The sequence below is a fragment of the Bradyrhizobium sp. USDA 3240 genome, from assembly GCF_054063295.1.
This window is the reverse complement of record NZ_JBSSGD010000002.1, coordinates 8,458,989-8,472,173: the sequence shown is the minus strand read 5'-3', so window position 1 is coordinate 8,472,173 and position 13,185 is coordinate 8,458,989. Positions and strand designations below refer to the sequence as shown.

11 protein-coding genes are annotated in these 13,185 nt (G+C 65.8%); 7 read left to right on the top strand and 4 right to left on the bottom strand.

Annotated features, from left to right (window positions below; translation table 11 throughout):
* The first annotated feature begins 90 nt into the window (after positions 1 to 90).
* The 6 genes from ACVIGA_RS40410 (at position 91) to ACVIGA_RS40385 (ending at position 6,392) form a co-directional block, all read left to right on the top strand.
* Positions 91 to 525, top strand: a complete 435-nt coding sequence (locus ACVIGA_RS40410) for a hypothetical protein (RefSeq protein ID WP_456670420.1) — start codon at positions 91 to 93, stop codon at positions 523 to 525.
* Between the two features lie 196 nt (positions 526 to 721).
* Entirely contained in the window at positions 722 to 952 is a 231-nt protein-coding gene (locus ACVIGA_RS40405) for a hypothetical protein (RefSeq protein WP_456670419.1), read from the top strand.
* Between the two features lie 17 nt (positions 953 to 969).
* Entirely contained in the window at positions 970 to 2,910 is a 1,941-nt protein-coding gene (locus ACVIGA_RS40400) for a glycosyltransferase (RefSeq protein ID WP_456670418.1), read from the top strand.
* A 3-nt stretch (positions 2,911 to 2,913) separates the two neighbouring features.
* Entirely contained in the window at positions 2,914 to 3,654 is a 741-nt protein-coding gene (locus ACVIGA_RS40395; RefSeq protein ID WP_456670417.1) for an ABC transporter ATP-binding protein, read from the top strand.
* A complete protein-coding gene (locus tag ACVIGA_RS40390; RefSeq protein ID WP_456670416.1) occupies positions 3,651 to 5,075 on the top strand; it encodes a glycosyltransferase family 4 protein in 1,425 nt (474 codons plus the stop codon). Before ACVIGA_RS40395 ends, ACVIGA_RS40390 begins: the two co-directional genes overlap by 4 nt.
* A 6-nt stretch (positions 5,076 to 5,081) precedes the next feature.
* Positions 5,082 to 6,392, top strand: coding sequence for an O-antigen ligase family protein (locus ACVIGA_RS40385; RefSeq protein WP_456670415.1), 1,311 nt, complete (start codon positions 5,082 to 5,084; stop codon positions 6,390 to 6,392).
* 180 nt (positions 6,393 to 6,572) lie between these two features.
* Here the strand turns inward: ACVIGA_RS40385 and ACVIGA_RS40380 are convergent, their stop codons facing one another.
* Positions 6,573 to 7,808, bottom strand: a complete 1,236-nt coding sequence (locus tag ACVIGA_RS40380; protein ID WP_456670414.1) for an ABC transporter substrate-binding protein — start codon at positions 7,806 to 7,808, stop codon at positions 6,573 to 6,575.
* 159 nt (positions 7,809 to 7,967) lie between these two features.
* On the opposite strand from ACVIGA_RS40380, the gene ACVIGA_RS40375 reads away from it, so the two are divergent.
* On the top strand, positions 7,968 to 10,121 hold the full coding sequence (locus ACVIGA_RS40375; protein ID WP_456670413.1) for a carbamoyltransferase C-terminal domain-containing protein: 2,154 nt from the start codon (positions 7,968 to 7,970) through the stop codon (positions 10,119 to 10,121).
* On the opposite strand, the gene ACVIGA_RS40370 is transcribed toward ACVIGA_RS40375, so the two are convergent.
* The 3 genes from ACVIGA_RS40370 to prfB form a co-directional block, all read right to left on the bottom strand.
* A complete protein-coding gene (locus ACVIGA_RS40370) occupies positions 10,081 to 11,016 on the bottom strand; it encodes a DMT family transporter (RefSeq protein WP_456670412.1) in 936 nt (311 codons plus the stop codon). The genes ACVIGA_RS40375 and ACVIGA_RS40370 overlap by 41 nt on opposite strands.
* A gap of 84 nt (positions 11,017 to 11,100) precedes the next feature.
* Positions 11,101 to 11,970, bottom strand: coding sequence for an NAD(P)-dependent oxidoreductase (locus ACVIGA_RS40365; RefSeq protein WP_456670411.1), 870 nt, complete (start codon positions 11,968 to 11,970; stop codon positions 11,101 to 11,103).
* A gap of 3 nt (positions 11,971 to 11,973) precedes the next feature.
* A protein-coding gene (gene prfB / locus ACVIGA_RS40360) for a peptide chain release factor 2 (RefSeq protein ID WP_223967877.1) occupies positions 11,974 to 13,105 on the bottom strand; the annotation gives its coding sequence in 2 pieces (ribosomal slippage) (positions 11,974 to 13,035 and positions 13,037 to 13,105; 1,131 coding nt in all).
* Positions 13,106 to 13,185: the final 80 nt, after the last annotated feature.

Below are 13,185 nucleotides of genomic sequence, written 5' to 3'. Positions count from 1 at the left end.
TGACGTGTGACATTTTCCCACTTATGGGAAACAAAGTAACCTCCGGACACGGCGCGGCCTGCGGGCGCCGATATCCCTACGGACCGCTCCATGACGCCTGCCCGATTCGACCTTGCGATCGCGGAAGCCTGCCGGATCGCCCAGGTTCCCTACGACGAGTTTGTGTCGACGGTGATGGCGGGCGGCTATCCCTGCCTGCCGGGCGTGGCGCCCGGTTCGCCGCGCCGCTTCGGCGAAACCGACCTGCTGGCGCTGTACATCTATGGCCGCCTGCTCGCCTTCGGCTTCGGCGGCCTGCGCGCCGGCGAATATGCCTGCCGCGCGCATGCCGGCCTCACCGCCGAGCCACGGGCGAACTCGATCTCGATCGCGGTGACTGCGGATGGCGGCAAGCGCGTCGTCATCGAGCAGGATCTGCAGCGGCCCGCAGCCGCGATGCTGCCCGAGCGGATCCATTTCGACATCCCCGCCATCCGCCGCCAGTTGCAGCCATCGACGACGGGCAGCACCGCCGAGCCGGCCTGACACCTCGCTAGCACTCACGACCTGTTCGCCTCGCGCCGTCACGGCGCGATCGCGCCGGCATGCGCTCCGATGCCTCCTGTCAAAAAAGTTATCCACCGCCACACGTGGGACATAATCCCACATTTTAGTCCGATGCCATTGACGTGTGACATTTTCCCACGCACCCAGAAATCCATTCAACAGGGAATCCGACGCTATGTCTCTTCGTTCGGCCCACGATCCCGGTTCGTCTTGCGAACCCGGTTCACATCGCGAACCCGGCCGGTTCGCCGCCACCACACTCCGCTTCCCGCCGCAGGCAGGCTTCTGCTTCGCGCCGCAGGCGCCTTGCGGCCCGATCGAGCCGGTGTTTCCGGCGCTGCTGCGCTCGCTGGTGTTCGCCGCCGCGCTGGCGCTGCCGTTCGTCGTCGCCCTGTTCGTCGCATGATCCGGATCGAGCCGCCCATGATTGGTCTGAACACGCCGGTCCGGCGTCCGTCGGTGCTCCATATCTTCAAGGTTTACTACCCCGACCTGTTCGGCGGCACGCTGACCGTGATCCGCGACATCTGCGCCTCCCTGAAGGACACGTTCGACGCCGCCGTGCTGGTCTGCTCGCGCGCCGGCGGCGAGCGGCAGATCGTGGTCAATGACGTTGCGGTCGAGCGCGTGCATTCGTTCGGCGATGTGCTGTCGCTGCCGGCGGCGCCGACCTATCCGTGGCGGCTGTGGCGCCGCATCGCCGAGCACGATCTGCTGGCGCTGCACGCGCCCTTCCCGCTCGCCGACCTGGTGTTCGCATGCGGGCTCGGCCGCGCGCGTCCGCTGGTGGTGCACTGGCACGCCGATATCGTCTCGCACGCGGCCTTGCGCTTTCTGGTCGAGCCGATGATGCGCCGGACCTTGCGCCGTGCCGCCGCGATCATCGTCTCCGATCCGGTGCTAATCGAAACCACGCCGCTGCTGCAGGAATTTGCCGACAAGTGCCACGCCGTTCCGTTCGGCGTCGATGTCGAGAAGTATGACCGCCCGGCCGCGCAAGCCGACGACGTCAACGCCCGCGGCCGCCTCGTCCTCGCCTGCGGCCGGCTGGTGCCCTACAAGGGTTTTGACGTGCTGGTGCGCGCCGCCCACGCCCGCAATTTCGAGGTCTGGATCGTCGGCGAGGGCCGTGAGCGCGAGCATCTCGAACAGTTGATCCGCGACTACGGCTTGCAGGATCGCGTCCGCCTGCTCGGCTCGGTGTCCGAGAGCGAGCGCGTCAAGCTGATGCGCATCGCCGACGTCTTCGTGATGCCGTCAGTGACCAATGCCGAGACCTTCGGGCTGGCCCAGCTCGAGGCGATGGCGGCGAGCCGTCCCATCGTCAACACCACGCTCGACACCGGCGTTCCGCATGTCGCCCGCGACGGCATCGAGGCCATCACGGTGCCGCCCGGCGATCCCACAGCTCTCGCCGACGCCATCGAGACGCTGATCAACGATCCCGAACGCCGCCGCCGCATGGGGCAGGCAGCGCGGCATCGCGCGATCACGAAATACTCGACATCAGCCTTCAAGGAGGGAGTGGAGACGGTGTACCGCAAGGTCGTTACCGAAGAGGCCGCCGCAAAGGACGCAGGGTCGTCAGCCCCAGCCCCGCGCCCCCGAACGGCCGGTCTCGTCGGCGCGATCCAGATCGCGGCAGCGCTGGCCTGGTCAGACGTTCGCCATCGCTATGTCCGCTCCCTCCTTGGACCCTTCTGGATGTCGATCCAGATGGCGATCATGGTGGCCGTGCTCGGCTCGGTCATCGGCCATCTCTCCAACGCCAGCGCGGTGGCGCGGCTGCCGATGCTGGCGGCGAGCCTCACCGCCTGGACCTTCCTCAACAGCGTCGTGCTCGACGCCACCACCGCGCTGCAGGGCTCGGCCAGCCTGATCAAGGATCGCGCGCTGCCGCCGGTGATCTTCCTGCTGCAATGTACCTTCCGCCAGGCGCTGTTCGCGGCTCACAATGCAGTCGTGCCGCTGATCCTGTGGCTCACACTGACGCCGCGGGATGTCGGCGGTGCGATCGCCGCGCTGCCCGGGCTCGTCCTGTTCGTCATCTGCGCGCTCGGCGTCAGCCTCGTGCTCGGCGCGCTGGCGACGCGCTACCGCGACATCAAGCCGATCATCGAGTCCTCGCTAACGCTGGCCTTCCTGGCTTCGCCGATCATCTGGACGCCTGAGATGATCGATCGCGGCTCTACCGTGATGCGGCTCAATCCGCTGACCCATCTGTTCGCGGTCTGGCGCGACCCGCTGGCATCGGGCCATGTCGCGATGACGAGCGTGATCTACGTGCTGGCCTGCCTTGCTGCGCTCGCGGTCGCCGCGACCGTGACGGTCGCTCAATTGCGCAAAGCGGCATTCTGGATCTAGCACATGGCAAGCATCGACCTCCGCGACGTCTGCCTCGATTATCCGTTGTACGGCGCTTACGATTTTTCGCTGAAGCGCCGCCTGCTCGGCCGCCTGTTCCGCCAGACCAGCGAGATGCGCACCATCCGCGCGGTCGACAACATCTCGATCGAGGCGAAGGCCGGCGCCCGCATCGGTCTGGCCGGGCCGAACGGCTCCGGCAAGTCCACTTTGCTGCGGCTGATCGCCGGCGTGTTTCCGGCAACCAGAGGCGAGGTCCGGATTTCCGGCAACATCGTGCCGCTGCTCGGCCTCGGCGCCGGCGTCAATCTCGATTTCGTCGCCGCCGACAATATCAACCTGCTGCTGCGGATCTCCGGACGCAAGCCGACGCCGGCGATCCTGGACGAGATCTGGGCGTTCACGGAGCTGGAGGCGCGCATGCAGCGGCTGCCGCTGCGCATGTTCTCGTCGGGCATGCTGATGCGCGTGCTGTTCGCGACCGCGACCGCCTTTCCCGCCGACATCCTGCTGCTCGACGAATGGCTCAGCGTGGTCGACGAGAATTTCTCGGCCAAGGCCGAGCAGCGGCTGCGCAAGATGGTCGAGGCCGCGGCGATCGTGATCATCGCCTCGCATGACCAGGGGCTGCTGCGCCGGACATGCAATCGCATCATCAATCTCGATCACGGCCGCATCACCAGCAGCGTTGCGCTGGTTCCGCCCGTCCCGCATCACCTCGAACTCAGAGAAATAACCGCATGACAAAGATTCTGGTCGTCAGCGAGGCGCTCGGCGAACCCAACCACAAGCGCGGCATCTTCCATTTCACGCGTGAACTGATCCGCTCGCTGGCCGGCGACGGCCACGAGCTGACGCTGTTGGTCGAGACCACGCGCCGCTATCGCAAGCTGCGCCAACGCCAGCAGCGCACCAGGCTGCTGCCCGACGGCTCGCGGCTGATCGAGCTGCTTGCGCTCTATCGTTTCCTCGACGAGGCCGACATGAATGCGCCTGTTATGCGCAGCAGCGGCGGTCTGCGCCGCACCGTGGACTGGTTCCGAGGCAAGCTGCGCGCCGCGACCTCGCTGGAATTCGCGGTCAGCTTCCTACGCGCGCTCCATCTGCTGCCGGCTGGCGTCAGCCTGATCGAGAACCACGCCGACGGCCTCGAATACATCCCGACCGATTTGCGCCATCTCAAGCTGTTCGGCGACTTTCTGCTCGAACCCGGCTTCTACAGCTATCAGGACACCTCGGCGCTGCTGCGGCTGCCGCCGCCGCGGGTCGATGCGCGCGGCTACGATGTCATCCTCGTCGATACGCCGACGCGGGTCGCGATCCAGCGCAAGCGCGGCGCCAAGTTGATCTGCGTGGTGCACGATTTGCTGCCGCTCACCGACCTCAAGCTCAGCGACGTCGCAACGCGACTGTTCCTGTCGCGCTTGTTCACCAGCCTGCAGCAGGCCGACGAGCTCGCCTTCGTCTCGAACTACAGCCTGGGCCGGTTCCGCGCTTTGCTTCCGCAGTTCGCGCATCTGCCGGCGCGGGTGGTCTATCCCCGCACCAGATTCGATGCACAGGCGCTGCCGGCAGCAGGTGCGCCGAGCGGACGGCCATACTTCGTCGTGATCGTCTCCGCCGAGCCGCGCAAGAACCTCGCCGCGGTCATCCGCGCCTTCCGCAAATTGCCCCAGGCCGATCTCGTCGTGATCGGCTACACCGGCGCGCCTAGCCTGACCCGCAATGCGCCACCCAATGTCCGCTTTTCCGGCTATGTCGAGGAGCACGAGAAAGCCGACCTGATTGCCGATGCCCATGGCTTGATCATGCCGAGCCTCGCCGAGGGCTTCGGCGTCCCGATCATCGAGGCGCTGGCCGTCAACACGCCGGTGCTGTGCTCGGATATCGCCGTGTTCCGCGAAGTCGCCGGTGAGCTCGCCGATTATTTCGACCCGTTCTCGATCGAATCCATCGGCGCCTCGGTCACCCGGGTTCTGGCCGAGCAAGAGCAATGGCGAAACAAGATCCGCGCGCGCCGCACCGAGCTCGCCGAGCGCTTCGGCCACCACACCCAGGCGCGCGACCTGCTGTCGCATCGGCCGGCCCCTGATGTCGCGACCGCCGCCGCGGCGCTCACCGCCGCGATGGCGACCTTCAACGGCGCGACCGCGCACAGTGTGTGACGGGTCATGAGCACCGATTCCGACGCCATCAGTCTCGCCATCGAACCGCCGACACGATGGCGCGACCGGGTTCGCGCCTGGTCCGGTACGGCCGCCTACGTCCGCACCACCGACATCCTGATCGCACTCGCCGCGGCCTCGCTGCCGTGGTCGACCACCGCGCTCGCCGTCTTCATGCTGCTGTGGCTGGTCACCGTAATCCCGACCATCGACTGGGAGCAGTTCATTCTCGACCTCGCGCAACCGGCCTTTGCATTGCCGGTCGCGCTGGTCGCGCTCGCGGTGCTCGGCATGGCATGGTCGGAGACCGGCTGGACTGAGCGGCTGCAAGGCATCAAGCCGCTCGGCAAGCTATTGCTGCTGCCGTTCCTGCTCGGCTACTTCCAGCGCTCGCGGCGCGGGCTTTGGGTGTTCCTGGCTTTCCTGGTGTCATGCACGCTGCTGATGATGCTGTCCTGGATCGTGCTGGCGCTGCCGCAGCTCAAGCTCGCGCACACCGCCTCCGACGGCGTGCCAGTCAAGAACTACCTCGACCAGAGCCAGGAATTCGTGCTGTGCGCCTTCGCGCTGATGCTGCCGGCGTTGACGGCGCTGCGGGCCCGGCAATGGCGCATCGCAGCCGGCGCCATCGCGCTGATCCTGCTGTTCGTCGCCAACATGTCCTACGTCGTCTCGGCGCGGACCGCGCTGGTCACCATGCCGGTCTTGCTGGTCCCGTTCGCCTCGCTGCATCTGTCCCGCCGCGCCACACGGCTGCTGTTCGCTGCTGTCGCGCTGACGAGCCTGCTGGTGTGGACGACGTCCCCCTATCTGCGCCAACGCATCGCCGACGTCGGCGTCGAGTATCGCGCGCATGACACGTCCGGGATCGCCTCCACCGCGCAGCGCCTGACCTATTGGCGGAAGTCGGTGAAGTTCATCACCGAGGCGCCGCTCATCGGGCACGGCACCGGCGCGATCAGGCACCTCTTCACGCAGGATGCGACAGGACAAACCGGCCTCGAGGCCGAGGTGATCAACAACCCGCACAACCAGACCTTCGATGTCGCGATCCAGTGGGGGCTCATTGGCGTGCTGCTGTTGTACGCGATGTGGATCAGCCACATCCGCCTGTTCGCCGGCCGCGATCTCGTGAGCTGGATCGGCCTCGCCGTCGTCGTGCAGAACATCACGAGCTCGCTGCTGAACTCACATCTGTCCGATTTTCACGAAGGCTGGATGTACGTGATCGGCGTCGGCGTCGCCGGCGGCATGGCGCTGCGCGCCCGCCGGCCGGAGAAGATCTTGGCGGACACCTGCGGTGCGCCGCCGCGCTAGTACCGCGCAACATATTCGGTGTCGTCCCGGCGAAGGCCGGGACCCATAACCACCGATGCTGCTTGTCGCGCAACGCTGGAACGACAAGTCCCGTTCACAACGACCGCCGCGGCGTATGGGTCCCGGCCTTCGCCGGGACGACGGTGGTGTTGCGATACAAGCAGTGCCTCCCATCACCGCCTACCGCGTCGCGTCGTGTCCGACTTCGCCCGTGATGACGTCGCCGAACAGCTCCCACGCTTCACCGTTGAACCGCATCAACTGCATCTGCTCGATCGGGTAGTAGTCGTCGGGCGAGGTGTTGACCATGATGCCCGGGAGCATCAGGTCGGAGTGGAAGTTCTTCAAGCTGGCCGCCTGCTTCATGACGTTCTCGCGCGTGAGATTGTCGCCGCATTGCTTCAGCACCTGCACCATGGCCTCCGACTGCACATAGCCGTAGACGTTGTTGAAATTGGCCTTGTCCCCGTCAGGATAGTATTTGTCCATGAAGCCGCGCCACTTCACGACCGCGGGGTCCTTGTCCCAGGTTGGGTCGGTCGGATCCTTCAGGTACTGGGTCGAGATGATGCCCTTGGCATATTCGAGCCCCGCCGGCTTCAGCACCGAGGCGACCGTGGTCGCGGTGTTGGCGAGGAAGAACTTCGGCTTCCAGCCGAGCTCGCCCACTTTCCGGATCGCCTGCGCCGATCCCTTCGGCGCCGCCCAAGAGAAGAAGATGTCGGCGCCGGAATCGTGCAGCGCAACGATCTGCGAATCGATCGAGGGATCGGAGACCTCGTAGGACTTGTCGGCGATGATCATGTTGGCCTTGTCGCCGAGCCCGTCCTTCAGGCCCTTGAACTGATCCTTGCCGGCGTCGTCGTTCTGCCAGAACACCGCGATCTTGCTGTCGGGGAATTTGTCGCGAATGTATTTCGCATAGATCCGCCCTTCGCTCTGGTAGTTGGGCTGGAAGCCCATCGTCCAGGGGAAGTTCTTGGGATCGCCGAACTTGGTGCCGCCGGAGGCCACGAACAATTGCGGCACCTTCTTGGCATTCATGTATTTCATGATTGCCGAATTCGACGGCGTGCCGAGCGCCTGGAAGATCAGCAGCACCTCGTCGCTCTCGACCAGCTTGCGCGCCTGCTCGATCGCCTTCGGCGGCGAATAGGCATCGTCGTAGCTGATGAAATTGATCTTGCGGCCATTGAGGCCGCCCTGCTCGTTGATCATCTTGAAGAACGCAGCCTCGGTCTTGCCGATCACGCCGTAGGACGACGCCGGGCCGCTATACGGCATGATATTGCCGATCTTGATTTCGCCATCACTTGCGCCGGGGTCGTATTTCTTCTGCGCTGTCGCCGAGGTCGTGATCAATGCGGCACTTGCGAAGGCCACGATCGCGCCAATATATCCAGAACGAGCCGGCATCGTTTTCTCCCCGATTTTTGTCGTAGTTTTGACGGCAAGTCTCGCAAGAGACGCATGTGCTGGCAAGCGCTGGGTTTTTCCGTTGGGCGAAACGGCATTGTTGCCTGGCGCTATTTATGATTGAAGTCGATCTGGGGATCACGAGTCGAGGCGTTCTGATTGCGTAAACCGGACATTCGTACCGGTCCGCGGCATCCGCGTATTGCGGCCGCGGGCTATGAGATCACGCGCCGCCTCAGCGAACGTGCGTTGGCGAAGCGTGGCCTGCACAAGGCCAACGGCGAGTTCGCGCAGCGCACGATCGCTTCGGTCCGCGAAAAGCTGCAGCGCGGCGAGACCGTCTACATCGCTGGCCTCGCCTGCCCCGGCACGCACAACACCGGCGTCGCACTGGTCGAGGTCACCCAGAAGGACGGACCGCGCCTGATCGTCAACAACGAGGAAGAGCGCTTTTCCGGAAACAAACACACCAATGAGTTTCCGCAACACGCGCTCGACGACATGCGCAAGGTGTTGCAACGGATGGGCCGCGACGTCGGCGACATCGCGGCCTTCGTCACGACGTGGGACTATCCAGCGCTGCTGGCGATGCTGATCCGCACCTCGCTGGAGGAAGCGCCGGGCAGCATCAAATTGCTGCGCGCGCCGATCGCGCCGGCGATCAATCTGCGTCAAATGGACCAGGTGCGGCGCATCGCGCGTAGGCTCGGCAGGATGTACGGGCTCGGCGAACAGCTGCCGCTGATCTGCATGCCGCATCACGACAATCACGCCTGGTACTCGTTCACCGCATCGCCGTTCGCCGATGTGCGCGAGCGGGTCGCGATTGCGGTGCTCGACGGCACCGGCGACGTCGGTTCGATTTCGCTCTATGTCGCCGAGAACGGCGAGATGAAGCAGCTCTATTGCAACGAGAGCCTGTTCGATTCGCTCGGCGCCTTCTACACCGTGATCTCGTCGAGCCAGGGCGGCTGGACCTGGCTCTCCAGCGAGGGCCGCTACATGGGCGCCGCCGCCTGGGGCGACATGGACCGCGCCACCAATCCGTATTATCAGCGCCTGAAGGCGGTGCTGCAGCTCGGGCCCAATGGCAGCGTGCAGCTCAATCGCGCGATGGCCAATTGGTACGCCGACCCCGCCGACACCCCCTATCATCAGCCGCTGATCGATATCCTCGGCCCGCCGTTGCGGCCCGAGCAGCTCTGGAATCCCGACGCCGTGCTGCGCGTCGAGGACATCAATCACCGCCCCGACACCAAGGACCGCGTCGACAAGGCCGCCGCCACGCAGTTGGTGTTCGAGGATGCGATGATCCATGTCATCGATCATCTCCTGCGCATCACCGGCACCGACCGCCTGGTGCTGACCGGCGGCGTGGCGCTGAACGCGCTCGGTAATATGCGGCTGCTCGAGCACTTCGACGAGGCGTGGTTCGAACGCGTGCAGCAGCGCAAGACCCGGCTGCATATGTGGGTGCCGCCGGTGCCCGGCGATCCCGGCGTGCCGATCGGCGCGGCCTGGCTGTTCGCGCATATGGCGGGCGCGGCGCGCGGTGCGCCGCTGTCGCACGCCTTCCATTGCGGCCTGCCGCCTTCGAACGCCGACATCACCGCGGCGCTGCGCGCCGACGACGTCGCCTCCACCGAGATCGGCAATGTCGCGACATCGGAAGGGCGCGATGCGGTTGCCGATCTGATGGCCAGCATGGTTGCGCAGGGCGGCGTGATCGCGATCTATCAGGGCGCGGCCGAAACCGGCCCGCGCGCGCTAGGCCATCGCTCGATCCTCGCCAACCCCTGCGACCCCGAGGTGCGCGAGCGGCTCAACGAGCGCGTCAAGTATCGCGAGGCGATCCGGCCGCTGGCGCCGATGGCGACGCTGCAAGCCGCGCGCGACTATTTCGAGCTCGAAGACGGCGCGTCCGACGCCGACTACAACGCGTACAATTACATGGTGCTCACGGCGCATTCGAAGCCGGAGGCGCGCGCGAAGATTCCCGCCGTGGTGCATGCCGATGGCACCGGCCGCATCCAGATCGTGCGCGAGACCGACGATCCCCTCACCTATGCCTATCTGAAGGCGCTCGGCCGCCATATCGGCGTCGAGATGTCGGTCAACACGTCGTTCAACGTGGCTGGTCCCATCGCGCAGACGCCGGCGCAGGCGATGGACACGCTGCGCCGCTCGAGGGGACTCGATGCCGTGGTGCTGGTCGCCGACGACGGCACGACTTATGCCGCCTGGCACGGCGGCGAGCGCGACAGCGGCCGCTTTACGGGCTGGTATGCGGCGTGGAAGCAGGCGCGCGGCTGAACCAGGTCAAGACGCGCCCGTCGATCAGGAGCAGCGCGCTGGCGATCACGAGCGCGCCGATCACTTCGCGCGGCGCGACCGGCTCGCCGAGCACGAGATATCCGAGCAGCATCGCGGTGACCGGAAGCAGCAGCGTCACCAGCATCACATTGGTCGCGCCGGAGCGCTGCAGGATCTGAAAGAACACGATATAGGCCAGCGCCGTCGACAGCGCCGCGAGCCCGAGCACGGCGAGCCATGTGGTCAGATGCGGCATCGGCAGCAGCCAGGGTCGTTCGGCCACGCCGGCGACGACCGCCATCATGACACTGGAGGCCATCATCTGGAACGTCGCCGTGCCCAGAGGCGGCACGCGCTGCGGCAGCCGCCGTCCGACCAGCGCCGCGATGCCGTAGCTGAAGGCGCCGGCGAGGCAGAGCAGGATGCCGATGCCCTGCCTGCTCTCGAAGCCGAGCGCATCACCATGCAGGATCGCGACCCCGATCAGTCCGACCACCACGCCCGCCACGCGGCGCGCCTGCAGCCGCTCCTCGCCGGCCACCGCCATCACGACCACCGCAAACAGCGGCGTCGTCGCATTGAGGATCGAGGCCAGCCCGCTCGGAATATAGGTTTGCCCGAACACGATCAGCGAGAACGGCAGCGCGTTGTTGAACAGCCCCATCGCGGCGAACGGCGCCCAGCCGGACAGACCACGCGGGAATTCGATCTTCCGGGCGCGCAGCAGCGGCAGCAGGATGAGCGCGCCGAGCACGACGCGCAGCAGCACCAGCGTCAGCGGCGGCAATTCGCGCAGGATGACGCCGTTGAAGAAGAACGAGCCGCCCCACAACACCGACAGAAAGAGAAGCAGCCCCCAGTCGCGGCGATCGATCCTGTTGTCAACGGAAGGCATGGCGGGCACTCATCTGCGCTGGCGCAGATGCCTAGCCGGGCGCGGCGGCGCTGGCCACCCGATTTCTGTGAATGGCGGCTCTGCCTATTTCGGCCGCGACACGATCTCGATCATCTGGCCTTCGTCGCCGTCGGGCGCATGGGCCTTGGCCTTCTCGTAGGCAGCGAGCGCGGCGCGGCTGACGGGCACGCCGGGCAGCAGCGTCTCGGCGAACCGCACGGCGTAGTCGGCATCCTTGTGGCGCAGCGCCGCCGTGAACGACGCGCCGGAGAAGTTGCGCTCGATCATCCGCCTGGAGTGGCGGATCACTTGCGGGCTCGCGATCGCACCGGTCCCCAGCGCCTCGGCCACCAATTGCATGTCGAGACCGGCCTGCTCGGCGATCGCGACGCCCTCGGCGAGGCTTGCGATCTGCACCGCGCCGATCAGATTGTTGATCAGCTTGAACACGGTGCCGGTGCCGACCGCGCCGAAATGGCGGATCGTGCTGCCGATCGGCGTGAGGAACGGCTGCGCCCGTTCGAGATCGGCCGGATCAGCCCCCACCAGCAGCGTCAGCTTGCCGGCAGCTGCCGCCTCCGGCAGCCCGGTGACGGGACAATCGATGTAGATCAGGCCGCGGCTGTTGAGCTCGCGCGCCATGTCCAGCGTGTGCTGGTACGAGACCGTCGAGCACTCGATCGCCAGCGTGCCGGCTTTCATGGTGGCGGCGGCGCCGTCTTTGGTCAGCCAGACCGCGCGCGATGCCTCATCGTCGGCGACCATGGTCACGACGGCATCGGCGTCGATCGCGGCGTCCTCCGGCGAAGTCGCCCACAGCGCGCCGCGCGCGATCAGATCCTCGGCCTTGGCCTTGCTCCGGTTCCACACCGCGACCGTGAAACCGGCATCGAGATAACGGCCGGCCATGCCGTGGCCCATGCGTCCCAATCCGATGAAAGCGACGCGCGTCATGGGCTAATCCACATCCTCGACGGAGCCGGGCCCGGTGCCGAACGCACGCTGCGCCAGGGTCGCCGCCATGAATTCATCGAGATCGCCGTCGAGCACCCCCGAGGTGTCGGAGGTCTGCACACCGGTGCGCAAATCCTTCACCATCTGGTACGGCTGCAAGACGTAGGAGCGGATCTGGTGACCCCAGCCGATGTCGGTCTTGGCGGCCTGATCGGCAGCGGCCTGCTCCTCGCGCTTCTTCAGCTCGATCTCGTAAAGCCGCGCGCGCAGCATGTCCCAGGCCTGTGCCCGGTTCTTGTGCTGGGAGCGTCCGGCCTGACAGACCACCGCGATGCCGGTCGGAATGTGCGTCAGGCGCACTGCCGACTCGGTCTTGTTGACGTGCTGACCGCCGGCGCCGCCCGACCGCATGGTGTCGGTGCGGACGTCGGACTCCTTGATCTCGATCTTGATCGAGTCGTCGATCACAGGGAAAATCTGCACCGACGAAAACGACGTGTGCCGCCGCGCGTTGGAATCGAACGGCGAAATGCGCACCAGGCGATGCACGCCGGCCTCGGTCTTCAGCCAGCCATAGGCATTGTGGCCGGAGATCTGGATGGTGGCGGACTTGATGCCGGCCTCTTCACCCTGCTGCTCCTCGAGGAACTCGATCTTGAAGCCGTGCTTCTCCGCCCAGCGCGTGTACATGCGCAGCAGCATCTGCGCCCAGTCCTGGCTCTCGGTGCCGCCGGCGCCGGCATGGACTTCGAGATAGGAATCGAACTTGTCGGCCTCGCCCGAGAGCAGCGCTTCCAGCTCGCGCCGGGCGACCTCCTTCTTGAGGTCTTTGAGCGCCTTCTCGGCTTCGGCGACCACGGCCGCATCGTTCTCAGCTTCGCCGAGCTCGATCATGCCGATATTGTCTTCGAGCTCGCGCTCGACCTTGCCGATGCCCGACAGCGAGTCCTCCAATGAGGTGCGCTCCTGCATCAGCCGTTGGGCCTTCTGCGGATCGTTCCAGAGATTGGGGTCTTCAGCGAGCTTGTTCAGCTCAGCGAGGCGTGCCGTCGATTGTTCGACGTCAAAGATGCCTCCTCAGCAGCCCGACTGACTGCTTGATCTCTTCAACAAGGCGTTCGATTTCCGCGCGCATGATCTTTCAGGTGTTGGTGAAAAAGCTTGCCGGGGATGTAACGACCGGCGCGGCAAAGCGCAATCGGCTTGGCCACGCAA

Excerpts from the sequence above, each read along its gene's own strand:
- ACVIGA_RS40370 (WP_456670412.1), bottom strand. The coding sequence starts at position 11,016 with ATGCCTTCCGTTGACAACAGGATCGATCGCCGCGACTGGGGGCTGCTT.
- ACVIGA_RS40390 (WP_456670416.1), top strand. The coding sequence starts at position 3,651 with ATGACAAAGATTCTGGTCGTCAGCGAGGCGCTCGGCGAACCCAACCAC.
- ACVIGA_RS40400 (WP_456670418.1), top strand. The coding sequence starts at position 970 with ATGATTGGTCTGAACACGCCGGTCCGGCGTCCGTCGGTGCTCCATATC.
- ACVIGA_RS40385 (WP_456670415.1), top strand. The coding sequence starts at position 5,082 with ATGAGCACCGATTCCGACGCCATCAGTCTCGCCATCGAACCGCCGACA.
- ACVIGA_RS40380 (WP_456670414.1), bottom strand. The coding sequence starts at position 7,808 with ATGCCGGCTCGTTCTGGATATATTGGCGCGATCGTGGCCTTCGCAAGT.
- ACVIGA_RS40365 (WP_456670411.1), bottom strand. The coding sequence starts at position 11,970 with ATGACGCGCGTCGCTTTCATCGGATTGGGACGCATGGGCCACGGCATG.
- ACVIGA_RS40410 (WP_456670420.1), top strand. The coding sequence starts at position 91 with ATGACGCCTGCCCGATTCGACCTTGCGATCGCGGAAGCCTGCCGGATC.
- ACVIGA_RS40405 (WP_456670419.1), top strand. The coding sequence starts at position 722 with ATGTCTCTTCGTTCGGCCCACGATCCCGGTTCGTCTTGCGAACCCGGT.
- ACVIGA_RS40395 (WP_456670417.1), top strand. The coding sequence starts at position 2,914 with ATGGCAAGCATCGACCTCCGCGACGTCTGCCTCGATTATCCGTTGTAC.